The organism is Rhizobium sp. LjRoot30 (assembly GCF_964253915.1).
In the GTDB taxonomy this organism is placed as follows: domain Bacteria; phylum Pseudomonadota; class Alphaproteobacteria; order Rhizobiales; family Rhizobiaceae; genus Metarhizobium.
Genome location: NZ_CAXUSG020000002.1, coordinates 580,685 through 606,567, shown reverse-complemented (window position 1 = coordinate 606,567; position 25,883 = coordinate 580,685). Strand labels below are relative to the sequence as shown.

Sequence of the window (25,883 nt, the reverse complement as noted above, 5' to 3'; positions counted from 1 at the left end):
CGCCGCACGTCTCACCGACTGCGGCGCTTAATGCCGATAGCGGGAGCGTCCGTACTGATGCGCGATATGGGCGCTGAACGCCAACCCCACATGTGCCAAAAGCCGGCCTTCGCCGTCATCCTGGCCGCCGAAAAGCGGCATCAACGCGGCGCCGATATCGCGGATCGTCCGGTCTTCTATCCCGCGACAGATCGCCAGGTCGTCCACCCGCAGCTCGCCTGCCTTGTCTGCAAGTTCCGCCAGATGCAGGCGTGGAATATGAAAGACAACGGCTTCGAAACCGCCGCTGATAGCGATTGCGGCACCCTCGGTGAGGCTGATCAGGCAGATGGAGCCCTTTGGGTAAAGCTTTAGCGGCGCTGGCGGTCGATCCGGCCAGATATCGCGATGCTCGACATCGATGAGATAAAGCACGACCAGAAACGCATCATCGGCCGGGAGTACGACAGGCGTGTCCGCGTGTTCGTATCGGCGCCACAGATGGGTGATGGTGAGTTCGGCTCCCTGAAGTGGCCTGGTGACCAGAGAGCGGGCACTGCCGGTTCCGAAACATTCCGCAATTTTTTCGCCTACGGGCAGTGCTTCACTCACATGTGTCTCGCTAGTTTCCGCGTACGCCTGTACGTCCACGGTTCCGGAAGTCGGTTTTCGTAAAAAGGCGTCGGACCGTCCGGTCGTTTCGACTTTAGCGGTATGGCGTCTTCGATCATATTCGATAATCATGCACGTGATTGATTGGAATGGACGAATCCCCTTCCAACGTGACACCAGACGCATGTCCTCCTCGAATGATTGAAACAGAAAGTAGTGCGCCGTGGTCCGTAAATCCATCGTCGGAGCAAAATCTTCCAGCGGGCAGGGCACCGACAGTTTCGGCTGCCCTTTCGACAAGCTCTACAAGGACCAGAAACTTCAGGGCGCGGATCTGTCGTTTTTCCGCAAGGGGACGCGGGACGACAAGATCGAGCAGGTGCTGACACCGGCCAGCGACCGTGGTTTTGCCGTCGGCATCTCGACGCTTGCCGGGCATACCCGTCGCATCTTTCACGAGCACCATGCGACCACGCATGCGTTTGAGGCCGACTCGATCTACATCCGCAACCTCGCGGAGAGCTACAAGGCGGATTTCAGCGGTTCGTTCGATTTCCTGCTGCTCGAGATTTCTCCTGCCGCGTTGAACCGGATCGCCGAGGAGGCTGACCTACCCGGCGTCACGTCGCTCGAAGCACTGACCGCATCGACCGCCCCCGTGCTTGCCAATCTCGTCCGCGCGCTGATACCGGCATTGGAACGACCGGCCGAGGCAAACAAGTTGTTTATCGACCAGCTGGCGACGGCCATCGGAACCCACCTGGTGCAGCGTTACGGTGGCAGGACTGCGGCATCCGCCTTGCGCTCCAGAAAATTGTCGCGCACGCACGAGGCGCTTGCCAAAAGCCTGCTTCTCGAAAATATCGATGGAGACATATCCGTTCTCGAGGTCTCACGCGCCTGCAATCTGTCGCGCGGCTATTTTATCCGCGCGTTTCGCGAGACTACCGGAATGACGCCCTATCAATGGCTTCTCAACGAGCGGATAATGCGGGCGCGCAAGCTTCTGCGTGGCTCGGAGGCCTCGCTCTCGGATGTTGCGATCTCCTGCGGGTTTGCCGATCAGAGCCATTTCACCAGGGTGTTCACCAACGTCGTGGGCATGGCGCCCGGAAACTGGCGACGCAACAGCTGAGCCGTTTTTCTTGAATTGACCTCAATGCGCACGGCCCTGCTAACGCAGGTTCGTTTTTTGCAATTTGGCAAATCTAATGTTCCTTATGTTCAATTCACCGGACTTTGAGACAAGACCCGTTGCGACAATTGAGCGATTTTTCGCGTCGCCAAAAATCACCATTAAAGCTTGAGCCCAAGACGCGGCGGGAGCCGGAAGGGCAAGATACGATAATTGCAAAAATCGCAATTCATTCGCAATTAATATTGCAATTCCGTGAATTGAAAAATCGCTCTAGGTTTCTTTTCGGCAGCCAAGACGAACAAGAGTGAACGGAACGGCAAAACTCGAAAGCCTCCCGGCACTCATCAGCCTCCCGAGACGGATGCCGGTATCCCGGTGCCCCATCGGCAGGTGCTGCCCAGTCAAAACCTGCCGCTTCAGCGGTTCAACAAACGGAAGAGGAACCTAAAATGTCCAAGCTCGAAGTCCTGACCCCGAAGAACAGCCAGCTTATCTTCATCGACCAGCAGCCGCAGATGGCCTTTGGTGTCCAGTCGATCGATCGCCAGGTTTTGAAGAACAATGTCGTCGGCCTTGCCAAGGCTGCCAAGATCTTCAACGTCCCGACCACCATCACCACGGTCGAGACACTCTCCTTCTCCGGCCACACCTTCCCGGAGCTGCTCTCGGTTTACCCCGAAAACGACATCCTGGAGCGCACGTCGATGAACTCCTGGGACGACCAGAATGTCCGGGATGCGCTGGCAAAGAACGCTGCCGAAGGCCGCAAGAAGATCGTCGTTTCGGGCCTGTGGACCGAAGTCTGCAACACCACCTTCGCCCTCTCGGCACTCCACGACGTTCCGGACTACGAAATCTACATGGTTGCCGACGCTTCCGGCGGCACCTCCGCGGACGCCCACAAATATGCGATGGACCGCATGGTTCAGGCCGGTGTCATCCCGGTCACCTGGCAGCAGGTTCTGCTCGAATGGCAGCGCGATTGGGCACGCCGCGAAACCTATGACGCCGTCACCTCGCTGGTCAAGGAACACTCCGGCGCCTACGGCATGGGCATCGATTATGCCTACACCATGGTCCACGACGCGGCCGAGCGTGTGACGCACGGCAAGCGCATCGGCCCCAACCCCGCCAAGTAAGGCCTGATGGCGCCGCTCCGACGGACACTGCTCGGAGCGGCCTTCCTGTCACCAAGGAGGTTTCACCATGAAAGTCTATCTTCTGTCTCTGGGCGCCGGTCTGCTGGTCGGCATCGTCTACAGTCTGCTCAATGTCCGTTCGCCCGCTCCGCCGGTCATCGCCCTGGTCGGCCTGCTCGGCATCCTCGTCGGCGAGCAGATCATTCCGCTCGCCAAGACCCTCTGGAGCAAGGAGCCCGCAGCGATCTCGTGGGTTCATCAGATCAAGCCGCATATGTTCGGCCACATGCCGAAGGGCATGAAGCCGACCGAAGATCTGGCCCGCGGCCGGACACCCTCAGCAGAGGAGAGAAGCTGATGCCGACCCGTCGAAGCCTTCTCGCCGCGGCCTCCAGTCTCGCCTTTCCTTCGCTTTTTTCGCCGGCCCGCGCCGCCGATCCCGTCAAAACCGGAGCCGATACCATGCATCCCGATATCATCCTCCACAACGGCCGGGTGACCACGCTCGACCGTGCCAACCCCAATGCCACGGCAATCGCCATCAAGGATGGCCTGTTCCTGGAGGTCGGATCGGACGGTGAGATCATGGCGCTTGCCGGCCCCGAGACCAAGGTCGTCGATCTCAAGGGCAAGCGTGTCCTGCCCGGCCTGATCGACAATCATACCCATGTCGTTCGCGGTGGCCTGAACTACAATATGGAGCTGCGCTGGGATGGCGTCCGCTCCCTGGCGGATGCCATGGACATGCTGAAGCGGCAGGTGGCGATCACGCCCGCGCCGCAATGGGTGCGTGTCGTCGGCGGTTTTACCGAGCATCAGTTCGTCGAAAAGCGACTGCCGACGATCGAGGAGATCAATGCGGTCGCCCCCGATACGCCGGTCTTCCTGCTGCACCTCTATGACCGCGCGCTCCTGAACGGTGCGGCCCTTCGCGCCGTCGGCTATACCCGCGATACGCCGAACCCTCCGGGCGGCGAGATCACCCGCGATGCGAACGGCAACCCGACCGGCATGCTGCTGGCCAAGCCGAATGCCGGCATCCTCTATTCGACGCTCGCCAAGGGGCCAAAACTGCCGCTGGAATACCAGGTCAACTCGACCCGCCATTTCATGCGTGAACTGAACCGCCTCGGCATTACCGGCGTTATTGACGCGGGCGGCGGTTACCAGAATTATCCTGATGACTACGCGGTCATCCAGACGCTGTCGGATGAGAACCAACTCACCGTTCGCCTTGCCTACAATCTCTTCACCCAGAAGCCCAAGGAAGAGAAGCAGGATTTCCTCAACTGGACGCAATCGGTGAAATACAAGCAGGGCAACGACTACTTCCGTCACAACGGTGCCGGCGAAATGCTGGTCTTTTCCGCCGCCGATTTCGAGGATTTCCGCCAGCCGCGCCCGGAAATGGCGCCGGAAATGGAAGGCGAACTGGAAGAAGTCGTCCGGGTGCTTGCTGAAAATCGCTGGCCCTGGCGAATGCATGCCACCTATGACGAGACCATTTCGCGGTCGCTCGATGTCTTCGAAAAGGTCAACAAGGACATTCCGCTCGAAGGCCTCAACTGGTTCTTCGATCACGCGGAAACCATCTCGGACCGTTCGATCGACCGCATCGCAGCGCTTGGCGGCGGTATCGCCACCCAGCACCGCATGGCCTATCAGGGCGAATATTTCGTCGAGCGTTACGGTCACGGTGTCGCCGAGGCCACCCCGCCGATCCGCCGCATGCTCGACAAGGGCGTCAATGTCTCGGCCGGCACCGATGCCACCCGCGTTGCCTCCTATAACCCATGGGTGTCGTTGTCGTGGATGGTGACCGGAAAGACGGTGGGCGGCATGCAGCTCTATCCGCGCGCCAATTGCCTTGACCGCGAGACGGCGCTTCGCATGTGGACAGAAAAAGTCACCTGGTTCTCTAACGAGGAAGGCAAGAAGGGCCGCATCGAAAAGGGCCAGTTCGCCGACCTCGTCGTTCCGGACAAGGATTTCTTCTCCTGCGCCGAGGACGAGATTTCCTTCCTCACCTCTGATCTGACCATGGTGGGCGGCAAGATCGTTTATGGCACCGGTGACTTCAAGGCGCTGGATGAAAACGCCGTACCGCCCGCCATGCCCGACTGGTCGCCGGTGCGCAAATTCGGTGGTTACGCTGCCTGGGGTGAACCGGAAGGGGCAGGGCGCAACTCGCTCCGTCGTACGGCCATCTCCTCCTGCGGCTGCGCCAATGATTGCGGCGTCCATGGCCACGATCATGCCGGCGCCTGGACTTCGAAGCTGCCGATCTCCGACCTGAAGGGGTTCTTCGGTGCCCTCGGCTGCTCCTGCTGGGCTGTGTAAGGCCCGGCTCGAATGGGCAGCAGTGCTGCCCATTCGGTAATTGTTTCAATTTTCGCAACTAAATCTCAATTATTGATGCAATTGTTGGCGGCAATCTTTCCGGCCAAGATCGCTCCATCAGCCGACAACAACGCCGCTCGCTTCGACCGGCCAAACGTACAGGAGCAGACATGACCGATCACTCGTCTTCCATTCAGCGCCCGAGCACGTTGCTCTCCCGCGTCATTGCTGCGCCCGCGACACGCACTGCAGCACTTCTGGCGCTTTGCGCAGCCTATATCCAGGGGCCGCTCACCAAGATCTTCGATTTCAACGGCGCCTTGGCCGAGATGGCGCATTTCGGCCTGCATCCGGCCGGCTTCTTCGCGGTTGCTGTCATCGTGTTCGAGTTGACGGCGTCCGCCATGGTGGTGTCGGGTTTCCTGCGCTGGGCAGGCGCGCTTGCGCTTTCCGGCTTCACGCTTCTCGCCACCTTTATTGCCCTCCGTTTCTGGGAAATGGCCCCCGGCATGGATCGCATGATGGCGACCAATGCCTTCTTCGAACATCTCGGCCTCGCCGGCGCCTTCGTTATCGTTGCCGCGTTTGACCTGACCAAGGGAGAGGGCAAATGAGCGCCGCAAAATCCTCCGGCGGCAGTTTTGCCCCGCTCGCCCAACCGGTCTTTGCCGTCCTCTGGGCAGCCACGGTTCTCGGCAATACCGGCAGCTTCATGCGGGATGTCGCCAGCTCCTGGTTGATGACGGATCTCTCCGCCTCGCCGGCCGCGGTCGCCATGGTTCAGGCGGCGGGTACGCTGCCGATCTTCCTGCTCGCTATTCCCGCCGGCGTGCTCACCGATATCCTCGACCGCCGCAAATTCCTGATCGCGGTCCAGTTTCTGCTGGCATCGGTCAGCCTCACGCTGATGGTTCTTGCCCATACGGGCATGCTGTCGATCAGTTCCCTTATCGCCCTGACATTCGTCGGCGGTATCGGTGCCGCTTTGATGGGGCCGACTTGGCAGGCCATCGTTCCAGAACTCGTGCCGCGCCAGGATGTCAAAAGCGCCGTGGCGCTCAACTCGCTCGGCATCAACATCGCCCGCTCCATCGGTCCCGCTGCCGGCGGCCTGCTGCTGGCCGCCTTCGGGGCCGGCGTCACCTACGGTGCGGATGTTGCCAGCTATCTCGTCGTCATCGCCGCGCTCGTCTGGTGGCCGCGTGCCAAGAACGCCAATGATGCGCTGGCGGAAGGTTTCTTTGGCGCATTTCGTGCCGGTCTGCGTTATACCCGCGCCAGCCGGCCGCTGCATGTCGTGCTCGTCCGTGCGGCAATCTTTTTTGCCTTTGCCAGTGCCATCTGGGCACTGCTGCCGCTCGTTGCCCGGCAACTGCTCGGTGGCGATGCCAGCTTCTACGGTATCCTGCTCGGCGCCGTCGGCGCCGGCGCGATCGGCGGGGCGCTGGTGATGCCGAAGCTGCGTGAGCGCTTTGACGCAGATGGCCTGCTGCTCGGTGCAGCCGTCATCACTGCGCTGGTCATGGGCGCTCTGGCGCTGGCTCCGCCGAAATGGCTTGCCATTGTCATCCTGCTGTTCCTCGGTGCGGCATGGATCACGGCGCTGACCACGCTTAACGGGGCAGCCCAGTCCATCCTGCCCAATTGGGTGCGTGGCCGCGGCCTTGCCGTCTACCTCACCGTCTTCAACGGTGCGATGACGGCGGGCAGCATCGGTTGGGGTGCGGTCGGCGAAGCCGCAGGCATCCAGGGCACTCTGTTGATCGGTGCCGCCGGATTGCTCGTTGCAGGCTTGATCATGCACCGCCTGAAACTGCCCGCCGGCGATGCGGATATGGTTCCATCCAACCATTGGCCGGAACCGCTTGTCGCCGAACCCGTTGCCCATGATCGCGGCCCCGTACTCATCCTCATCGAATACCATGTCGAAAAGCACCACCGCACCGCCTTCCTGCATGCCCTCGACGAACTCTCCCAGGAGCGCCGCCGCGATGGTGCCTATGGTTGGGGTGTGACCGAGGACTCGGCCGATCCGCAAAAACTGGTCGAATGGTTCATGGTCGAATCCTGGGCCGAGCACCTGCGCCAGCACAAGCGGGTCTCCAATGCCGATGCCGATCTGCAGGGCAGGGTGCTCGGCTATCACACTGGTCCGGAAAAGCCCGTCGTGCGTCATTTCCTGACGATCAACAGGCCTGGGGCCGCGTGAGGGAATACGGAAGGGCGGTATCCGCCGCCCTTCATAATAATTTCAAAAAACGCAATTAATTCGGAAAAATTAGTGCAATTGTTGAGGCTAATGTTTCCGGTCAATATGCCTATATCAGACGAAAGAGAGGGTCGTTTGAAACAAGCGAAAACGATCCGAGGAACTGACATGACGACGAACACCATCTCCATCACCCGCCGAGGCGCCTTGCTCTCCGGAGCCGCCGCCGCTGCCGCTCTTGCCATTCCCACCCAGTTCACCCTCGCAGCCGATGCTGCATCCACCAAGCCCCTCACGGAAGGAAACAAGACCATGAGCACTGTAACAACCAAGGACGGCGTCGAAATCTTCTACAAGGATTGGGGTCCGAAGGACGCTCAGCCGATCGTTTTCCATCATGGCTGGCCGCTGTCGTCCGACGATTGGGATGCCCAGATGCTGTTCTTCCTCTCCAAGGGGTTCCGCGTCGTCGCCCATGATCGCCGTGGCCATGGCCGCTCTGCCCAGGTTGCCGAGGGACATGACATGGATCACTATGCCGCCGATGCCTTTGCCGTTGCCGAGCATCTCGACCTGAAGAATGCCGTCCATATCGGCCACTCCACCGGTGGCGGCGAAGTTGCCCGTTACGTCGCCAAGCACGGCCAGCCGGCTGGCCGCGTTGCCAAGGCCGTTCTCGTCTCCGCCGTTCCGCCGCTGATGCTGAAGACCGAAGCCAATCCGGAAGGCCTGCCGCTCGAAGTCTTCGACGGCTTCCGTTCGGCACTCGCCGCCAATCGTGCGCAGTTCTTCCGCGATGTCCCGGCAGGCCCGTTCTACGGTTTTAACCGTGATGGCGCCACGGTGCAGGAAGGCGTGATCCAGAATTGGTGGCGTCAGGGCATGATGGGCGGCGCAAAGGCCCATTACGACGGCATCAAGGCCTTCTCCGAAACCGACCAGACCGAAGACCTGAAGGCGATCACGGTTCCGACGCTGGTTCTGCACGGCGAAGACGACCAGATCGTTCCCATCGCGGATTCCGCGCTGAAATCGGTTAAGCTGCTGAAAAACGGCACGCTGAAGACCTATCCCGGTTTCTCGCACGGCATGCTGACCATCAATGCCGACGTTCTCAATGCGGATCTGCTGGCCTTTATCCAGGCCTGATCATCAGACTTGGGATGCGGCGAGATACTCGCCGCATCTTCCATATCAGGATGTTCAGTGCCGGCATCCGGCGTCGAGCCTTCAGGCCATCGCCGTTTCTTCAATCAGCCAATTGATGAAATAGCTGACTTCGTCGGTTTCCCGTTTCGCTTCCGGGCAGATGCAATAGTAGTTGTGAAGGGCCGGCACGCTGAGTTGCAGCGGCTGGACGAGGCGGCCTTCATCGAGATCGCGGGCGGAAACCACCTCATCGCTGAGTGCCACGCCGAAACCGTCTCGCGCGGCCTGAAGGACGATGCCGAAATCGTCGAAATAGACGTCCGCCTCTCCGGCATAAGCAATGCCCGCCTCCGCCTGCCAGCGGCGCCACTGCGAACCGTCGTCTTCGTGCAGCAGCCGATGATAGGCGAGGTCGGAGGGTTGTCGAATGGCGTTCGGCCCGCGCAGGAGTTGCGGGCTGCAGACCGGCGTCATGCGGATGCCGTGCAGCAGCCGCCACCAGAAACCCGGCCACGGCGGCGCGCCGTAGACGATGGCGACATCCGTCTTGCGCCAATCGACAGTGTGGAAAAAACTGGCGGTGAGGACCTTCAGCTGGAAATTCGGGATTTCGGCCATGAAGGCGAAAAGCCGGGTGGCAAGCCACGCCACGCCGTGCACCTGCGGGATGGAGATGGTCAAGCTCCGCTTGCTGGCTTCATCATATCTCTGCGCCGAAAGCTGGCGCACGCCGGTCTGGATCGCGTCCATCGCGCTGGCCACCGAGCGCTGCAGCTGGCTTCCGCTGGGCGTCAGGGCCAGCTGGCGGCCGCGTTTCTGAAACAGTTCGACGCCGAGTGACGTCTGCAAGGCGCGGATCTGCTGGCTGACGGCACCCGGCGTCACATGCAATTCCGCCGCAGCCGCGCTGAGATTGCCAAGCCGCGCGACGCTTTCGAAGACGCGAAATGCATGAAGGGGAGGCAGCGCCATCGATGTCTTTCCTCAATCAGGGTGTTGACGAGCCGCCGCTCTGGTCGCGTCCAGGGCGCAACTGCTCGATGACGCGATCGGCAAGCGCGCGCAAAACAGGGTCGTTTGTCCGGTCGACACGGCAGACGATGTAATATTCCCGCGCCGCGTTGATCGTGGTCGAAAACGGTTGGATCAGCCGGCCTTCGCTCAGATAGTTTCGCGTCAGAACATCGGAGACCAGCGCCACGCCGCGACCCTGAACGGCAGAGGCGATCGCCTGCGCCACCGAATTCACCCGCACACGCGTATTTCCCTCCAGGCCGATCCGCGCGGCGACGGACCACTTCGCCCATTCGCCGCCATCGTCCTCGTGCAGCAGGGCGACCGAGCTCAGTTTCCTGTCGCGATTGCGCAGGTCAAGCCGTGGAAACAGTATCGGCGAACAGACGGCGCAGAGCCTGACTTCGCTGAGCGAGCGCCAGTATTTTCCGATGAAGGGCGGGTTGTCGTAGACGATGGCCAGGTCGTTTTTATCCCAATCCACGTCCGCAGCGGTGATTGCCTCGTTGATCGTCAGGTTGGAAATGCCGTTCGTTTCGGCAAAATCGACGAGCACCGATGTTAGCCAGGCAATGCCGAGGGCGGTCGGCACCGAAACCGAAAGCGCGGCCGGCTGGTCGCCGGCGGTGATTTTTCGCGAAGCCCGCGTCGCCGTGTCCAACTGACCGAGCGATATGGCGACCGCCTGTGAAAAATCCCTGCCCGCCTGGGTCAGCGCGACATTCCGGCCCGCCTTCTGAAACAGCACGATGCCCGTTGCCTCGCCGAGCTTCTTCAATTGCAGGGAGATGGCACTGGGGCTGAGATTCAGTTCTTCAGCCGCATGCCGCACCCCGCCGAGGCGTGCCGTCGCCTCGAAGGCCGGCAGATATTGCAGGTACGGCGGTAGGCGGCTCATCGAAGGATCCGGATTATCGTTAGGAATAATCGAACAATATCGGTGATTATAAATTGATTTTTTCAAACTGTTAAGGGTGCTATCTCAACGAAAAAGAGGAGAACGTTCATGATTTCGGCAAAACCATTCGACTTTCCTTATGACGGCAATCTGCAGGCGAAACACACTGCGCTTATCGTCATCGACCTGCAGGAGGATTTCCTCTCGACAACAGGCTATTTCGCCCTCCAGGGCTATGACCCGGCGCCGCTCCGCGCGATCCTTCCCGCAGTCAGCCAGCTGATCGCCGCCTGCCGGGAGGCCGGCGTGCAGATCATCCACACGCGACAGGGCTATCGCGGCGATCTCGCGGATATGACCCCTTACGAAAAATGGCGCCGCAAACGCAACGGGCTTGAAGGTACCACGGCGCTGCTGCGCTCCAGCCCCGGCTATGAGATCGTCCCGGAACTCGATGTGCGCCCGGAAGACATCATCGTCGACAAGACCTGCAACGGCGCCTTCACCTACACGGATTTCGAACATGTCCTGCGCGCTCAGGGCATCACGCATCTGCTGTTTTCCGGCTGCACCACAGATGTCTGCGTCCACACGACGCTGCGCGAAGCCTGCGACCGCAACTTCCAGTGCCTGACGATTTCCGATGCCTGCGCCAGCGGCGATCAATACGCCCATGAAGCAGCCCTTCACATGGTGACGGTCGAGAACGGCGTTTTCGGCACGCTCACCGATACGGCTGCGGTTCTCGCTGGCCTCAAGAAGCTTGGAACATCGACGAAATGACCGAGACGCCTGTGAACCAGAAATATGTTTCCCTGATGCGCCTGACGCAAAAGGGGCTTGCCGAACTGACCGATAGCGCCAAGCGCCGCAAGGTCAGCGAAGATCGCGTGGCGGCGCTCGGCGGTCGCTCGATCGCCTTCTATGCCCTGCTCGGACCCTATGATTTCGTGCAGGTTTTCGAGATGCCGAGCAATGAAGCGATGATGCAATACGTCCTCACCGCGCGCCGGGACGGCCATGTCGAGCCGCTGATCCTCCCAGCCTTCGACACCGACACATACGGGCAGATCCTCACAGAAATTGTTTAGTTTTTCTGCGTTTAAAACGTGAAAACATTTAGCTTGTCTGCAGGAGACGTTCGTATACGACTTCACCAATCCAAGAAGCCTAAAAATAAGGGAACATGATAATGAAGACTGCACGACTGGGAATGAAACCATCTCTTCTCGCCGGCACCATGCTTGCCGTCCTTATCGGCGCTGGCCATGGCCTCGCTGCAGACCAGAAGCCCGATTTTGTGTCGGGCGGCGTCCTGAAGGTTTGCACCGGCGGCGAATTCCCGCCGATGGAATATTATCAAAACCCCGGCGACAAGGATCTCGTCGGCTTCGAGATCGACGTCATGGACGCGATTGCCAAGCGGTGGGGCGCCAAGGCCGAATATGTCGTCGGCGATTTCAAGGGCCTGCTTCCGTCGCTCGACTCGAAGCGCTGCGATCTGGTCGCCAGCGGCATCCTGATCACGCCGGCCCGCCTCGAAAAATACGACGGCATCCCCTATTTCAGCTCGCATATCGTCATGGTCACCGCGGCCAATGACGCCGAGACGAAGGTCCCGGCCGATGTCAGCGGCAAGGTGATGGCGATCGAGGCCGGTACGTCTTATGAAAAGATGGTCGCCGATCTGAACGCGGAACTTGAGGCTGCCGGCAAGGCGCCGATCCAGGCGCAGACCTATCCGTCGGCATCCGGCGTCATCGAGCAGATCCTCGTCGGCCGTGCCACGGCCACCATCACGCAGGATACGACGGCTGCCTTTCGCATGCTGCAGGTTCCGGGTCGCCTCGCCGTTCCCTATACCTACGACCAGAGCGAAAACTACGGCATCTATCTCCGCAAGAGCGACGGCGACCGCCAGATGCTGAAGGAGGCGATCGAGGCCTTGCAGGCCAGCGGCGAGATGAAGACGCTGCTCAAGAAATGGAACCTGCCGGAAACGGCGACCGACGTTTCCCACGACGTCAACTGACGACAGGACGGTTCCGACGTTGTTCCAGCTCGACCTCTTCCTGCACGCGATCTTCAGCGCCCCCCTTTTCAAGGGGGCGCTCCTGACGATCGGCCTTTCTCTCTGTGTCATGGCCGTGTCCCTCGTGCTCGGCATGGGGCTCGGCTCCATGGCGGGCTCGCCGCGAAGGGCGGTCCGCTGGCTGGTGACGCTTTATGTCTGGCTCTTTCGCGGCGCGCCGGCTCTGTTGGTTTTGCTGTTCGTCTGGAACGGTCTGCCGCAGATTTCCGAGATTTTCCGCGCCGGATGGTTCACGCCCTTCGTCGCGGCGTTTCTGGCGCTGTCGCTGATCCAGATCGCCTATCTGGCGGAAATCCTGCGCAGCGCCTTTGCCGCCGTCGGCCATGGCCAGCGGGAAGGGGCAGCCGCCCTCGGCATGCATCGCTGGCAGATTTTCCTGGTCATCACCATGCCGCAGGCGCTCCGCATCGCGGTTCCGGCACTGATGAACGAATTCATCTCGCTTCTGAAGACCACGTCGCTGGCGACGGTGATCTCGCTCAAGGAACTGATGACCGTTTCGCAGTTCGCCATTGCCTCGAGCTTCCGCTTCCTGGAATGGTATGGCGCGGCGCTCGTCTATTACCTCGTCATCGTTTCGGTGCTGACGCTTGCGCAGAATCGGATCGAATATGTGCTTTCGCGCGGTTATCGCTGATGCCCGCTTCACCTCCGAGTTGGACATGAACACACAAACGACGACCGATCTTCCGCAGCAGGCCGCCATCGAGGTGGCCGGCGTCAACAAATGGTATGGCACTTTCCAGGTCCTGAAAGGTGTCGACCTCACGGTGAACAAGGGCCAGCGTATCGTGATCTGCGGTCCCTCCGGCTCCGGCAAGTCGACGCTGATCCGCTGCATGAACCGGCTCGAAGTTCATCAGGAAGGCTCGATCATCATCAACGGCATCGAACTCACCAATCAGTTGAAGCGTATCGACCGCGTTCGCAGCGATGTCGGCATGGTCTTCCAGCACTTCAACCTGTTTCCGCATCTGACGGTTCTCGAAAACTGCACGGTTGCCCAGCGCTGGGTGCGCAAGTTGCCGAAAAAGCAGGCGGCCGAGATCGCGATGGCCTATCTGGAGCGTGTCCACATTCCGGAGAAGGCTGATAAATATCCCGGCCAGTTGTCCGGTGGCCAGCAGCAGCGTGTCGCCATCGCGCGCGCGCTCTGCATGAACCCCAGCATCATGCTGTTCGACGAGCCCACCTCGGCGCTCGATCCCGAAATGGTCAAGGAGGTGCTGGACACGATGATTTCCCTTGCCGCCGACGGCATGACCATGGTCTGCGTCACCCACGAGATGAATTTCGCGCGCGAGGTGGCGAGCGAAGTGGTGTTCATGGATGGCGGCCAGATCATCGAGCGCAATGCGCCCGACATCCTGTTTTCCGCGCCGGCGCATGAGCGTACGAAGCGCTTTCTCGGCAAGCTGCTGCATTGAGGGAGGCAAGGGTGAGCGACACGGACTGGTTTTCGAAGGAGACGATCTGCGAGGGGCTGACCCGGCTCTCCGAGCCGTATGTGCATAGCTTCTTCCGGGCCAACATGTTCCATGTCGTCGGCCGGGATGCCGACCTGGTCATCGATTTCGGCATGGGCCTCGCCAATCTCCGGAGCGTGCTGGACATAGCGCCCGGCAAGCCGGTGCTTGCGGTCGCGACCCACGTTCACGTCGATCACGTCGGTTCGTTTCACGAGTTCGATAACCGGTTGGGCCATGAGGCAGAGACGGCGGCATTCGCGCAGATGCCGGACCGCGACACGCTGGCCCATTATTTTCGCATGCAGGCGGATGGCCTGACCCAGCTTCCGCCCACGGGCATGACACCGGAAAAATACACGATTCCACCGGCGCCGCTGACGACGATTCTCAAGGAAAACGACGAAATCGACATCGGCGACGCCCGCTACACGGTGCTGCATCTTCCCGGCCATTCTCCCGGATCGATCGGGCTTCTCGATGAAAAGACAGGAATATTGTTCAGCGGAGACGCGATCTATGACGGCAGGCTCGTCGATGACCTGCCGGGATGTGACGTCGAAGCCTACACGGTGACCATGGAACGCCTGCGCTGCCTTGAATTTCATATCGCCCATGGTGGCCATGGGATGAGTTTTGGAAAGCCGCGGCTGAGGGAAATCGCCGAGGCCTATCTTCTGTCGAAAAGCGTGTCGGAAGCGTAAAGCCGAACAATCAATGCTGCTCGTTCTCGGCCAGTTCCATCGCGAACCGGCCGGCCTTGCGTAGACATGCCGAGATGCATGCGTCAGACCCGCCGTCAGGCCGCTGGCGCTTGCTCCGCGACGATCTGCGCCGTGGTGGCGAGGTCGATCTGGTCCGGCATGCGCGGCAAGACGTGGTCGAGCACCGCCTGATGCGCCACCAGGTCGGAACTGCTGACGGCATCGGACGCCACGACGACATGGAAGCCTGCATCGACCGCGTCGAAGACGCTGGCAAGCACGCAGACATCGGTCTCGACGCCGCTGAAGACCAGCTTGTCGACGCCATCCGCTTTCAGGCGTTCGGTAAAGCCCGGCGCCTTGAAGATTGAATAGGTGAATTTTTCGACTTCCGTTTCCGGCTGCGACAGCGCCGCGAGCGGGCCGACGAGATCCTGGTAGGCCGGATCGAGCTGCGATGTCGTCAACATCGACCAGCGTTGGTAATAGGTCTGCCAGCGGCCCGGCGCATGCGCCGGCGTTTCCGGCAGCATGAACTTGGCAAACAGGGTCCGGCCCTCAAACGCCGCGCAGAGTTCGAGCACGTTTGGCAGGATGTCCTGGATCGAGGGGGTGTGCCAGACCGTTTCTTCGGCGAACACACGCTGCATATCGATGACGATATGCAGCGTCTTTCCGGTGACGTTGCTCACGCGGCATCCTCCATCAGGATGGTGTTGGCCGGATGCCAGGCAAGTGTGACTTCGCTGCCTTCGGGATGGATGGTGCCCGTCCGGTTCTGGGCGAAGATCTTCAGCGGCGTCCCATCCTTCGCAGTCAGGACATAGGTCAGGGCCGGGCCTGCATAGATGACGTGGTCGATGCGTGCCGAAATCCGGTTCGAAGCGCCCTCCACCTCCGTTCCATCGCCGACGATCTGCATTTTTTCCGGTCGGACGGCGACCATCGCCTTGGCGCTGCCGGGCAGGGCCGCGGCCGTCCGCAGGCTGGTGCCGTCGGAGAGTTGCAGGGCGCCGTTCGAAACGGCACCCTTGAAGAAATTGGTATCACCGAGGAATTCGGCAGCAAAGCGTGTCTTCGGCTGCTCGTAGACCTCCGCCGGCGGGCCGATCTGCACGATGCGCCCGCGGTCGAGGATGGCGACCTTGTCGGACAGCGCCAGGGCCTCTTCCTGGTCGTGGGTAACGAAGATCGTCGTCAGGCCGGTTTCGCGCTGGATGCGCTTCAGCTCCACCTGCATTTCCTGGCGCAAGCGCCGGTCGAGCGCCGACAGTGGTTCGTCGAGCAGCAGCACGCTCGGCTGGATGACGACGGCGCGCGCCAGCGCCACGCGCTGTTGCTGACCGCCGGACAGCTGTTTCGGACGGCGGTCGCCAAAACCGGGAAGCCGCACCATGTCCAGCGCCCTGTCGACCAGCTTCTTCGCTTCCGCGCCGCGAATGCCGCGCCGCGCAAGGCCGAAGGCGACATTCTGCGCCACCGTCATGTGTGGGAACAGCGCATAGGACTGAAAGACCATGCCGATGTTGCGGGCATAGACGGGCGTCGCGGTGACGTCGGCGCCGCCGATCGCCACCTTGCCGCTATCCGGCGTGATGAAGCCGGCGACGATGCGCAGAAGGGTCGTCTTGCCGGAGCCGGAAGGGCCGAGCAGGCTGGTGAACGAACCTTCGGCAAAATGCGTGGTGATGTCGGCCAGAACCGGCACCTGGCCGTAGGTCTTGGCGACGGAAGTGATATCAACGTTTGTCACGGGCGCCTCCCGGGCGGGCAAAGATCGCAAAGACGACGATGACGCTCATCGAGCCGACAAGCAGGATGGTGGAGATGGCATTGATCTCCGGCGTAAAGCCCTTGCGGATTGCCGAATAGATTTGCACCGGCAGCGTGGCGAAGCCGGGCGTCGACAGGAAATAGGAAATCACGAACTGATCGAGCGACACTGCAAAGGCGAACAAGGCCGCGCCGAGAATGCTGGGCGTCAGAAGCGGCAGCGTCACGGCGAAGAAGGCATGCAGCGGCGTCGAACCAAGGCTGACTGCGGCTTCCTCGAGATCGGAGCGGATGGTCTTGAGGCCTGTGCCGACCACCAGGACGACATAAGGGATCGCCAGCGCCACATGGCCGATCAGCAGCGCATGCATGCCACGGCCGATGCCGGTCCAGAAGAAGAACACCAGCATGGCCGTGCCGGTGATCAGCCACGGAATGGCAATCGGCGGCAGGAGCAGAAGTTGCAGCAACGTGCGGCCGCGCACCGCGCGCCGGTCGAGCGCCACGGCCGCCATGGTGCCGGCGAGTGTCGCGAGAACCGCCGTGATCAGCGCGATGACGATCGAATTGATGCCGGCGGAAATCAGCTGGTCATTGTCGGAAAGGGCGACATACCAGCGTGTCGTAAATCGAAACGGCAATTCGTAGAGCGCGGAATCGTTGAACCCCATCGCCATCATCACCACGATGGGCAGGTAGAGAAAGACAAGGATGGCCAGCAGATAAAAACGAGCAAGCGACTTCATGCGACGCCTCCCGCATTGCGGCGCAGGACGCCGGAGAACGTCGCGAAGATCGCCAGGATCACCGCCAGCATCGTGAAGGAGAGGGCAGCACCCAGCGGCCAGTTGAAGGCCTGGGTGAACTGGTCCTCGATGACGGTGCCCATGGTGACGCCGACGCGGCCGCCGAGGATGCGCGGCTCCATGAACGAGCCGATCACCGGCACGAAGGTCAGGATCGCGCCAGTCGTCAACCCCGGCAGGGCGAGCGGCACGAGCACGCGCGTCAAAATCGTCCACCAGCGGGCGCCAAGGCTTTGCGCCGCCTCGATGATCGAATCGTCGATGGTGACCAGCGCGATGTAGCAGGTGAGGATCATATAGGGCAGGTAGCCATGCACCAGGCCGAGGACGATGGCCGGCCGCGAGTAGAGAAAGCCGATGGAGCCGGCCTCCGGCAGCAAAGCGTGCCAGAGCGTATCCAGAAAACCGCCTTCGCGCAGCACCATGGTCCAGGAAAACACGCGCGCCAGGCCGTTAGTCCAGAAGGGCAGCAGGATAAGGATCAGCAGCGTCTCGCGCGCTCGTCCTATCGTCGCCCGCGCCAGCGCGAGTGCGGCAAAGAAACCCAGGACGGCGCACAGGAAGGTCGTCCAGAAACCGATGACCAGCGAATCCCAGGCGATGCCGATGAGATAGGGCTGGGTGATGAAAGCCTTGTAGTGCTTCAGCGTGAAGACGATGGGCGCCCGACCCATGGGCGTCGCGTTCATGAAGCTGAAGACGAGCATGGTGCAAAGCGGCAGGAACACCGCAATCAGCAGCCAACCATAGGTCGGCATGAGCAGGGCCGCCGTCGCGAACCAGGACGGCAGGCGGTGTCCCGCAGCCGCGCCGGACGGCGAAGCTGCGGGACGAGTGATCGCGTCAGCCGGCATAGAAGGCTTTGACTTCCTGCCAGAGGTTGTTGAAGGCCTCGCGGCGATCGTCCGGCAGGGCCGACTGGATCGTCATGGTCTTCAGGTAGCTCGGGTCGTGGATCTTGCGGTTGAGATCGCCGGCCGGCAGTTTTTCCATGGCGGCGGCGTTGGCCGAGGCCGGCGCGCCGATCTTGGTTGCCCACTCCACGTAGAAGCCCGGATCGATCATGTAGTTGATGAAGGCCAGGCCGGCATCGGCATTCGGAGCGCCGACCGGAATGCACAGATTGTCGAGCCAGCCGATGCCGCCTTCCTTGGGAACGACGAATTCCACCGGCAGGTTGCTGTTGCGCTTCGAGCGCACGGCCGCACCCGACCAGTAGACGGACAGGTCGAACTCCTTGGCGGCGAAAGACTTGTTCCACTGGTCTTCGCTCGACCAGAGCAGCTTGACGTTATCCTTGAAGCCTTTCAGCTTTTCCTTGACGGCTTCGAGATCGGACGGATTGTTCATGTCCTGGCCGGTCAGAAGCGCGCCGATGGCGACCGAGGTCACGGCATCGTCGAACAAGGCCACCTTGTTCTTGTGCGCCGGATCGGCGAGCGCAGCGTAGCTGTCCGGCTTGGCAGAACCTTCGGTAATCGCCAGCGAGGTGATGCCCCAGACCCAGGCCGCGCCGAAGGTCTTGTCCTCGAACTTGATGTTCGGGTGATCACGCAATTCCGGCGAAAGGCCGGCAGAGTTCGCCACCTTGGAAAAGTCGATCGGCTCGATCAGCCCTTCGCTGGCGGCCTGCTGGGTGCGGGCGCTGTTGATCAGCACCACGTCATAGGCGCCCGGATTGGTGCGCAGCTTGGTCAGCATTTCCGGCTCGGAGCTGAAATAGTCGTGTACGACCTCGATGCCGGTCGATTTCTGGAAGGCTTCGAGCGCCCATTTCTCGTCGGTGCCGTAACCCTGCCAGTTGAGCACGGTGATCTTGGTGGCCGCACGGGCCGGGCGCATCGTGAAGGGCAGCGGAGCCGTGGCCGCGAAGGCGCCGGCGCCAAGGAGTCCAAGTGTTTGACGACGTGTGATTTTCATAGCGAATTCCCTCTTAGACACCGTTTTGCGCCGCTCCAGGCGGATGTTTCGAAAACGGTCGTTCCACCATCTCTTCCCCGCTACATGCGACGCCCCGCTTTCCTCTCGGGACGGCTCGGATCAGTCAGGGAAGGTCACTCATTTTTATTTGTATACAAACGATTATGGGTGGCAGTCCTTTCTTTGTCAAGCGGGTGTTTTAGAGAGTGCAGGCCGGTGCCAGATCGCCAGTCTCGCTCCTTTTTCCGCCCCCGTCAGATCGAAAGACACCCCGCCTTCCGCCGGCAAGGCAGGCAGGGGGCGGTCGTCCAGGCGGGCCATGATGACGTCGCCGAAAGCGATGTGATGCAGCGTCAGCATGGCGCCGTCTGCCGCGCCCTGATCCAGAACGCAACCGAAGTGGCCGGACTCGAAGGTTAGGGTGCTGAGAGATCCGCGCAGATCCGTGGATAGCAATGGACGTTCGCCTGCGAGGAGCTGCAGGATGCCTCCGACAACCTCCACCTGCGCCGGTCCGCATGGGGACAGGAAGGGGCCGGCGGATAGGTCTTGCCCGTCATTGGTCAGCGTCCAGCCGCGCCAAGGGTCGAAGCCGACTGTTTCCTCCGCAGCCATCAGTGGCAGAAGTCCGGCCCAGATGTAGAATGGGTCGGTATCGCCCTGGTCCATCGCCTCGCCGGTCGTGGCATTGTAGTTTTCCGCCGCGATGCGATCGGTGCGCCAGGATTTCGTGAAGAGATCATAGCTGCGCTGCGCCAGTTCCGTTGCTTCGGCCATCAAGCCGTATCGCCGCAGGCCGAGCCACACCATGTAATTGACGTTCGGCCAGATGCGTCCGCGCCAATAGACATTTTCTGCGAAGGCCGGATCGTCGCGGGTGGCATTCGGCAGCGGGAATGTGCCGCCGAAGGTTGCGGGGTCGGCGAGATGGGCGAGCAGCCGCTCTGCCTGTTCCGGGCTCGCCGCGCCGCACACCAGCGGGTAAAACGAGGTCGGTGACAGCGAGCGGACGAAACCGCCGCTCCGCTGGCGGTTGGCAAAGATGCCGCGTTCTTCGTCCCAGAGTTCGGTGCGGATCAGCGCGCGGCTACGGGCGGCCAGCGCCGAGAATTCTGCCGCATCCGCGGCTTTTCCGAGCACGGCGGCGATCTTGCCGAGCATTTCCGCATCGGTCGCCAGCGCGCAGTTCAGGCCGAGGTCGAAGGTCGAAAGCGTGCGTGTCTTCGGATCGTAGATCGCTTCGTCATGGGTGGCGGAATTGTCCATGCCGGTCTCGTTGCGCGCCCCGAAGACGGTGCCCTTGTAGAGGCCGCCGCCGACATCGCCGGTGCCGCAGGAAATCAGGCCCACCCCATCGGGGTCACGGTTTTCGCGCCACCAGCGCTGGTTGCGGGCAAGAGCCTCGTAGCTTGCCTCCAGCACTGATCGTTCGCCGGAGCGCAGATAGCAGAGCCATGAAACCAGCGCGCCGGTCGGCGGCTGGCTGCGATCCACCCAGGCATCGTTGGAGGTGACGATACAGGCGACATTGCCCTGTGGCGTCGCGCCGGCCAGTGCCACCGCCATGTTCTGGCGGGCGAGATCGATATCGAAGACGGAGGACAAAAGTGCTGCAAATGTCTGGTCGTTGTACCAGACGGCGAAATCGCCGAGGTTCCAGATGCGGGTGACCGCCGTATAGGCGCGGGCGTTGACCGGATCCCAGATCGTGTTCCAACCGACGATATCGCGCACCGCGTCCAGTGCGCCGTCGAAACGGCCGCGATGCAGCGGGTCGACCGCGTCGGGCTGCTGGGCAAGGGCGCCTTTTGCCTTTTCGATTGCCAGTGCCGCGCTATCGGCGACAGCCAGGCCATACGCGCCGGAGCGCATCATTTCCATGTTGAAGCGCAGGGCCAGCACCGGCGCCGCCTCTCCGCGCGTTGCCGTGTAAAAATAACCGTTCGTCTCGAAATCGGTGCAGAGCGCCTCGATTGTCTCATGGGCGGTCACCTGGATCGGCGCGTCCGCGCTTGCCACCGCCAGGAACCGCCGGTCGATCTCGATCAACGCCACGCCGGCCTCATGGTCGTAACGAACGATTTCGCCGCTTTCGGCCGAGACGGCAAGTGTCAGCCAGAAACGCGTGCCCCATTCGCCGAACGCCGAGGCCGACCAGCTGCCGCGCATGACGAAAGGATCGACCGCGCCGGCGCTGAACGAAATCTTCGTGCCGGCAAGCTCGGCTTCCAGCTCGATCAAACGGTTGCCGATGGAATGTCGGCCGAAACGCACCGTGTCCTTGCGCGGCTCGATCAGGCCCGCGCGGCGCAGGCGGCTGGAATAGAGGACGGGCGTTACCTTGAAACCCAGGGGCCGGTAGACGAGTTCTGCCGGTCGCGTGGACCAACTGTTCCAGGCGCTCGACAGGGGGATGGTTGAATGTCCACGCATGGTTTTCCTCAGGTCTTTCGCGAGCGTAACAAGATCAGTTGCGGCGGTGCCGTCAAGCCGCTTTCGTCCGGCCAGGGTTCACCGGCAAAGGGTGTTCCCGCATAATATCGATTAGCAGCGGTGTTGCTGACCCGCAGCCGCAAGGCATGCTCGCCGGCTGAAAGCAGGCCCAGATCGAGCCGGAACGGCGGACGCGCCCGCGCACCGCAAGGCCGTCCATCGATATCCGCTTCGACGGCGACGCTGACGCCCGGCAGATCGAGCCGAGCACTGCCCGCCTGTGGCAGGACAAAGCGACATTCATATTCGCCCGTTCCGGAAAAGGCCGGAAAACCCTGCGCCTGCCACCCCATATCGACTGAAATCGGCACAGCGCTGCCACTTGCTTCTGTGCGGAACGACCAGCCGTCGCCAAGCGGCAGAACCTCGAGAATGTCGTCCGTCGCAATCAGGTCGACGTCGGCAAAGTCACCGGGTCTGGAAGCCACGCTCAGGCAGAGAAGGTCGTGTGCTGCGAGCTGCAGGGTAAGCCGTCCGGCCTGGCGACGCGGCAAGACGGCGCCGGTCGCGGTCTCCCAGATTTCATAGTCGCCATCGACGGCGATATACGCATCAGCTTCCGCAGCACTTTCATTGAAAAGAACGATGCGCCAGGCTCCATTATGGTCGTGGCCGACAAAGCGCAGGATGGCGTCACCTGCCTCGATCGCCGGCGCCCGCATTTGTAGCCCGGCAACGAGATCGCGGAGCGTTTCACACTCGGGCGGTTGCGCCCACCGGGAGGAAACAGCCAGCAATTCGTCACTGCATGCCGCCGGCGCAGGGCCGGAAATCCAGATCGCTCCACCGGATGCCGCGAAGGCGGTTATGGTCGCCAGCGCTTGCGGATCGCGGATATGGGTTGCCGCCGGCAGAACCAGCGCGTGAAAAACCAATCCGTTCGCTTCCAGCCTGCCGCTGGACACGGTCGCCGTCGAGAGATTGTCCTCGTCGAGAATCATATGGCCGATCGACAAGGCCGACAGGCCTTCGCACCAGGCGCCGAAATGAGCCGCGTGTGCATGGCGCGGGCCTTCCACATAGGCCGTAGCCAGCGGATAGAAGATGGCGACCGGCGTTTCCGGCACAGCGTCCTCGATAAAGGCAGACAGCCGGGCAGTCTCGGCGGCAAGATCGCCGTGATGGCGCCACCAGGGTTCAAAATTGAAGCCGGGGGCGAAATCGAAGCGGGGATTGACGAATAGGCGCGTATCGTCATCCGTGCCATCGCTTTGGTTCAGCGCGTGCAGGATGATCTGGCGTACGCCGGCCATGTGAAGGCGGATCGCCTGGGCGCGCAAGATCGCTGGCGTCAATTCCCACTGGCCTGCGCCACGCCGCTCGGTGCGGGTCGCCGTCGTATAGATTTCCGCCATGGTGCGGGAGCGGCCATGGGCGCGAGCGACGGAATCGCCGAGCTTGGGCGACAGTTGCGCATCGAAATTGTTGACGTCTATCGCCGTTTCGTCACGCAATGCGTCGATGCCGAAGAAGTCGACGGCCGGGGCGACCCGCGGATCGATGGAGGAGAAGCCGCCATTCAGTGCAAAACTGCCGATGTGCGGCAATATTTCGTGGCCGGTGAAGCGCAGGCTGTGGCGACGACAGAAATCACGAACCGGCAGGAAAAAACCTTCCGCCATCAGCCGCCCGTATGTCCCGTAGAAGCGCAGGCGAAGGCTGGCGGTCGCCGCGCCGAGATCGTGGACAAGGGCGAAGAGAACGGTGGCGAAGGGGGTATCGCCTGCCGCTTCGATGGCCGTCTTCAATAGCGGTGCATAAAGCGGGCTGTTGCCGAGCGCTCCGCTGCGTTGCCGCCAGCGATAGAATTGCGGTGCAGGCTGGTCGTAGAACAGGAAGGCGAGCGTCTTGCCCATATGGCGGCCGAGCGCCTGCGCAAAGGGTTCGAGACCGACCTCGACAAAGCGCTTTCCCGCTTCGGGCAGGAGGTAGTTGATCAGGCGGGAGGTTTTGCAGCGGGCAGCAAGGAAAACCGTCAGTCTCTCGTTTTGCGCCAGTGTGCCGTCGAACACGAAGCCGCAACTACCTTCCTTCGGCGCCAGTCGTATTTGCCCGGCGACGTCGCGAAGATCGGCCGGATCGCTGGGAGACGTAGGATGGACAAGTGCAGCCACCAATTCCCACTCATCGAAGACTGGCCGGCCGCCGTCATAGATCCAGCCGGCGATATCGCTCCCCATGCCGGTTGCGAACGGGGCCTCGATACCGTCGATCTCGCCCTCCGGCGTCTCGACGGTTGCCCAGAACAGGTGACGTTCGCGAAGATGCGGAGCGCCTTCGACGGTGCGCCCGCCCGCCTGTCCGCTCGTCCAGTTGTAATCGTCGTAAAGCCCGGCGACGAGGCCGAGGCGTTCCATTTCCTCTACTGCGCGGTGATAGCGCTCCAGAAAGGCGTCCGAGAGATAAACAGGTCGCGGCAGCGAGAGCCGCGCCTGGATGAGGATCGTGCCAAAACCCTTGTCGGCGAAATCGCGCAACTGGCTTTCGATTTCCGCATCGCTCGGCAGGCTCGACCAGAACCAGTAAGCGGCCATGCGATGGCTGGCCGGCGGCGCGAGAAAGGACGCTGACGCATCTGTCGACATTTTACTCATCCCGCCTCCCGCAAACATAGCCCGATGTCATTGGCCGAGCACAAGGATCGCCCAATGTCGGCAGCCATGCTAGGCACGAAAATAATTCGTACACAAATTATTTTTTGAGATTGTACGGCGAGCGGCTGCGGTTCATTCGTCCTCGGCCCGTCCTGCCGAGTGTCGAATGGGGCGTTTATCCGCATGGTGCAATAGTTAGCAATTTGGCGAAGTTTTCGCTTGCGCCGTGGGCGTGGTCGCGATAGTTAGCTATATGACTAAGCATGATCCTGATCTCTCGTTGCTCTTCCACGCCCTGGCTGACCCCACCCGCCGGTCGATCCTGACGCGGCTGGCGAAGGAACCTGCGCGGGTCACGGATTTGGCGGAACCCACGGGGCTGCGTTTGCCGACGGTGATGCGGCATCTTGCCGTGCTGGAGGAGGCAGGGTTGATCTCCACCTCCAAGGACGGGCGGATCCGCACCTGTGCCATCGTGCCGGAAGCCCTCGGCCCGGTGCGGACATGGCTGGATGAACAGCGGGCGATCTGGGAAGCCCGGCTCGATCGGTTGGATGCATTTGTGATGAATGTGATGAAGGAGCGCAAGGAATGACAAGCAACCCGGATTCGGCGGGCGTTGCCCGCACGGCAAGAGATGACGGCAAGGATCGTTTTGCGACATTGAGCTTCGAGCGGGAGGTGGCGGCACCCCTATCGGTGCTGTGGCAGGTCTGGACGGCCCCGGCCGCGCGGATGGTCTGGGCTTCGCCCGCGCCTGCGGTCACTGTGGAGTTCCTGGAGGCGGACAGCCGCGTGGGTGGACGGGAGGTCTCGCTCTGCAAGGTGGACGGTCAGCCGGACATCCGCTGCGAGGTCGGCTGGCTGGAAATGCAGCCGGCGCGACGCAGCGTCAATTACGAGATGGTTTCGTCCTCCGGCGTGACACAATCGGCAGCACTGGTGACGGCGGATTTTTCCGGCGCCGGCGAACGCAGCCGCCTAGCGGTGACGGTGCAGTTGTCCTCTCTGGCCGAGAACATGGAGGAGGGTTACCAGCGGGGGTTTGGCGCCGGGCTGGACAATCTCGCTGACGTCGGCGAGCGAACCATGCTGCTGGAGCGCGTGATACAGGCACCGAGAGCGCTGGTTTGGGGTGCCTGGATGAACGCCGAGACCCTGCCCTTATGGTGGGGTCCGGACGGCTTTTCCTGCCGGACGACACGGATCGATCTGCGAGCCGGCGGCGAATGGGTCTTCGATATGATTGCGCCGGATGGCACCGTTTTCCCCAACCACCACCGTTATGGCGAGGTTCGGGCCGAAGAAAGAATAGGCTACACGCTTCATTGGGGTGAGAATGGCCCGAAACACGCCGATGCCTGGGCCTCGTTCGAAGACCGCGATGGGGCGACGAAGGTGACGCTGGGCATGGTGTTCAGCACGGCCGCGGAATTTCAGGACGCGAAGGGTTTTGGCGCCGTGGAACTGGGGCAGCAAACTCTGGGCAAACTCGAACGCTTCATCCTGTCTCGTTGAACTGCCGTCAACAGGTGGGCGGCCGACGGATCGCTCACC

26 protein-coding genes are annotated in these 25,883 nt (G+C 61.6%); 16 read left to right on the top strand and 10 right to left on the bottom strand.

What is annotated here, in order from left to right; genetic code table 11:
* Window positions 1-27: 27 nt before the first annotated feature.
* Window positions 28-831, bottom strand: a complete 804-nt coding sequence (locus tag ACSQ3I_RS06770; RefSeq protein WP_435997237.1) for a hypothetical protein — start codon at window positions 829-831, stop codon at window positions 28-30.
* Between ACSQ3I_RS06770 and ACSQ3I_RS06765 the strand changes: the two genes are divergently transcribed.
* The 8 genes from ACSQ3I_RS06765 (at window position 815) to ACSQ3I_RS06730 (ending at window position 8,566) form a co-directional block, all read left to right on the top strand.
* Window positions 815-1,726, top strand: coding sequence for a helix-turn-helix domain-containing protein (locus tag ACSQ3I_RS06765; protein ID WP_435997236.1), 912 nt, complete (start codon window positions 815-817; stop codon window positions 1,724-1,726). The genes ACSQ3I_RS06770 and ACSQ3I_RS06765 overlap by 17 nt on opposite strands.
* A gap of 452 nt (window positions 1,727-2,178) precedes the next feature.
* Window positions 2,179-2,868 (top strand): hydrolase, encoded by a 690-nt coding sequence (locus ACSQ3I_RS06760; protein ID WP_435997235.1) that lies wholly within the window; start codon window positions 2,179-2,181, stop codon window positions 2,866-2,868.
* Window positions 2,869-2,935: 67 nt separating this feature from the next.
* Window positions 2,936-3,226 carry a XapX domain-containing protein gene (locus ACSQ3I_RS06755; RefSeq protein WP_435997234.1) on the top strand — a complete coding sequence of 97 codons (291 nt, stop codon included), beginning with the start codon at window positions 2,936-2,938 and terminating at the stop codon, window positions 3,224-3,226.
* Window positions 3,226-5,208 carry an amidohydrolase gene (locus tag ACSQ3I_RS06750; RefSeq protein ID WP_435997233.1) on the top strand — a complete coding sequence of 661 codons (1,983 nt, stop codon included), beginning with the start codon at window positions 3,226-3,228 and terminating at the stop codon, window positions 5,206-5,208. Before ACSQ3I_RS06755 ends, ACSQ3I_RS06750 begins: the two co-directional genes overlap by 1 nt.
* A gap of 12 nt (window positions 5,209-5,220) precedes the next feature.
* A complete protein-coding gene (locus tag ACSQ3I_RS06745; protein ID WP_435997232.1) occupies window positions 5,221-5,382 on the top strand; it encodes a hypothetical protein in 162 nt (53 codons plus the stop codon).
* Window positions 5,379-5,822, top strand: a complete 444-nt coding sequence (locus ACSQ3I_RS06740; RefSeq protein WP_435997231.1) for a DoxX family protein — start codon at window positions 5,379-5,381, stop codon at window positions 5,820-5,822. The genes ACSQ3I_RS06745 and ACSQ3I_RS06740 overlap by 4 nt, the downstream gene beginning before the upstream one ends.
* A complete protein-coding gene (locus ACSQ3I_RS06735; protein ID WP_435997230.1) occupies window positions 5,819-7,417 on the top strand; it encodes an MFS transporter in 1,599 nt (532 codons plus the stop codon). Before ACSQ3I_RS06740 ends, ACSQ3I_RS06735 begins: the two co-directional genes overlap by 4 nt.
* 168 nt (window positions 7,418-7,585) lie before the next feature.
* Window positions 7,586-8,566 (top strand): alpha/beta fold hydrolase, encoded by a 981-nt coding sequence (locus ACSQ3I_RS06730; RefSeq protein ID WP_435997229.1) that lies wholly within the window; start codon window positions 7,586-7,588, stop codon window positions 8,564-8,566.
* An 81-nt stretch (window positions 8,567-8,647) separates the two neighbouring features.
* On the opposite strand, the gene ACSQ3I_RS06725 is transcribed toward ACSQ3I_RS06730, so the two are convergent.
* A complete protein-coding gene (locus tag ACSQ3I_RS06725; RefSeq protein ID WP_435997227.1) occupies window positions 8,648-9,538 on the bottom strand; it encodes a LysR substrate-binding domain-containing protein in 891 nt (296 codons plus the stop codon).
* A gap of 16 nt (window positions 9,539-9,554) precedes the next feature.
* Window positions 9,555-10,478 (bottom strand): LysR substrate-binding domain-containing protein, encoded by a 924-nt coding sequence (locus ACSQ3I_RS06720; protein ID WP_435997225.1) that lies wholly within the window; start codon window positions 10,476-10,478, stop codon window positions 9,555-9,557.
* A gap of 108 nt (window positions 10,479-10,586) precedes the next feature.
* On the opposite strand from ACSQ3I_RS06720, the gene ACSQ3I_RS06715 reads away from it, so the two are divergent.
* The 6 genes from ACSQ3I_RS06715 (at window position 10,587) to ACSQ3I_RS06690 (ending at window position 14,740) form a co-directional block, all read left to right on the top strand.
* The gene (locus ACSQ3I_RS06715; RefSeq protein ID WP_435997224.1) at window positions 10,587-11,261 is read left to right on the top strand and encodes a cysteine hydrolase family protein; all 675 of its coding nucleotides are present in this window, start codon (window positions 10,587-10,589) and stop codon (window positions 11,259-11,261) included.
* Window positions 11,258-11,569 carry a GYD domain-containing protein gene (locus ACSQ3I_RS06710; RefSeq protein ID WP_435997223.1) on the top strand — a complete coding sequence of 104 codons (312 nt, stop codon included), beginning with the start codon at window positions 11,258-11,260 and terminating at the stop codon, window positions 11,567-11,569. Before ACSQ3I_RS06715 ends, ACSQ3I_RS06710 begins: the two co-directional genes overlap by 4 nt.
* A 101-nt stretch (window positions 11,570-11,670) precedes the next feature.
* Window positions 11,671-12,510 (top strand): transporter substrate-binding domain-containing protein, encoded by an 840-nt coding sequence (locus tag ACSQ3I_RS06705; protein WP_435997222.1) that lies wholly within the window; start codon window positions 11,671-11,673, stop codon window positions 12,508-12,510.
* Window positions 12,511-12,529: 19 nt separating this feature from the next.
* The gene (locus ACSQ3I_RS06700; protein WP_435997220.1) at window positions 12,530-13,207 is read left to right on the top strand and encodes an amino acid ABC transporter permease; all 678 of its coding nucleotides are present in this window, start codon (window positions 12,530-12,532) and stop codon (window positions 13,205-13,207) included.
* 25 nt (window positions 13,208-13,232) lie between these two features.
* Window positions 13,233-13,997, top strand: a complete 765-nt coding sequence (locus tag ACSQ3I_RS06695) for an amino acid ABC transporter ATP-binding protein (RefSeq protein ID WP_435997218.1) — start codon at window positions 13,233-13,235, stop codon at window positions 13,995-13,997.
* An 11-nt stretch (window positions 13,998-14,008) separates the two neighbouring features.
* The gene (locus ACSQ3I_RS06690) at window positions 14,009-14,740 is read left to right on the top strand and encodes an MBL fold metallo-hydrolase (RefSeq protein WP_435997216.1); all 732 of its coding nucleotides are present in this window, start codon (window positions 14,009-14,011) and stop codon (window positions 14,738-14,740) included.
* Between the two features lie 95 nt (window positions 14,741-14,835).
* On the opposite strand, the gene ACSQ3I_RS06685 is transcribed toward ACSQ3I_RS06690, so the two are convergent.
* From ACSQ3I_RS06685 to ACSQ3I_RS06655, 7 genes are all read right to left on the bottom strand, one after another.
* On the bottom strand, window positions 14,836-15,432 hold the full coding sequence (locus ACSQ3I_RS06685) for a cysteine hydrolase (protein ID WP_435997214.1): 597 nt from the start codon (window positions 15,430-15,432) through the stop codon (window positions 14,836-14,838).
* Window positions 15,429-16,493: an ABC transporter ATP-binding protein gene (locus ACSQ3I_RS06680; RefSeq protein WP_435997212.1), complete on the bottom strand. Its 1,065-nt coding sequence runs from the start codon at window positions 16,491-16,493 to the stop codon at window positions 15,429-15,431. The genes ACSQ3I_RS06685 and ACSQ3I_RS06680 overlap by 4 nt, the downstream gene beginning before the upstream one ends.
* A complete protein-coding gene (locus ACSQ3I_RS06675) occupies window positions 16,480-17,259 on the bottom strand; it encodes an ABC transporter permease (RefSeq protein ID WP_435997210.1) in 780 nt (259 codons plus the stop codon). Before ACSQ3I_RS06675 ends, ACSQ3I_RS06680 begins: the two co-directional genes overlap by 14 nt.
* Window positions 17,256-18,077 carry an ABC transporter permease gene (locus ACSQ3I_RS06670; RefSeq protein ID WP_435997573.1) on the bottom strand — a complete coding sequence of 274 codons (822 nt, stop codon included), beginning with the start codon at window positions 18,075-18,077 and terminating at the stop codon, window positions 17,256-17,258. The genes ACSQ3I_RS06675 and ACSQ3I_RS06670 overlap by 4 nt, the downstream gene beginning before the upstream one ends.
* An 85-nt stretch (window positions 18,078-18,162) precedes the next feature.
* The gene (locus ACSQ3I_RS06665) at window positions 18,163-19,239 is read right to left on the bottom strand and encodes an ABC transporter substrate-binding protein (RefSeq protein WP_435997208.1); all 1,077 of its coding nucleotides are present in this window, start codon (window positions 19,237-19,239) and stop codon (window positions 18,163-18,165) included.
* 186 nt (window positions 19,240-19,425) lie between these two features.
* Entirely contained in the window at window positions 19,426-21,672 is a 2,247-nt protein-coding gene (locus ACSQ3I_RS06660; protein ID WP_435997206.1) for an MGH1-like glycoside hydrolase domain-containing protein, read from the bottom strand.
* An 8-nt stretch (window positions 21,673-21,680) separates the two neighbouring features.
* Complete coding sequence (locus ACSQ3I_RS06655) at window positions 21,681-24,317, bottom strand: carbohydrate-binding protein (RefSeq protein WP_435997204.1); 2,637 nt, start codon at window positions 24,315-24,317, stop codon at window positions 21,681-21,683.
* Between the two features lie 262 nt (window positions 24,318-24,579).
* Here ACSQ3I_RS06655 and ACSQ3I_RS06650 point away from each other — a divergent pair, with 262 nt between their 5' ends.
* Window positions 24,580-24,921 (top strand): ArsR/SmtB family transcription factor, encoded by a 342-nt coding sequence (locus tag ACSQ3I_RS06650; protein WP_435997202.1) that lies wholly within the window; start codon window positions 24,580-24,582, stop codon window positions 24,919-24,921.
* The gene (locus ACSQ3I_RS06645; protein ID WP_435997200.1) at window positions 24,918-25,844 is read left to right on the top strand and encodes an SRPBCC family protein; all 927 of its coding nucleotides are present in this window, start codon (window positions 24,918-24,920) and stop codon (window positions 25,842-25,844) included. The genes ACSQ3I_RS06650 and ACSQ3I_RS06645 overlap by 4 nt, the downstream gene beginning before the upstream one ends.
* The last annotated feature ends 39 nt before the right edge of the window (window positions 25,845-25,883 follow it).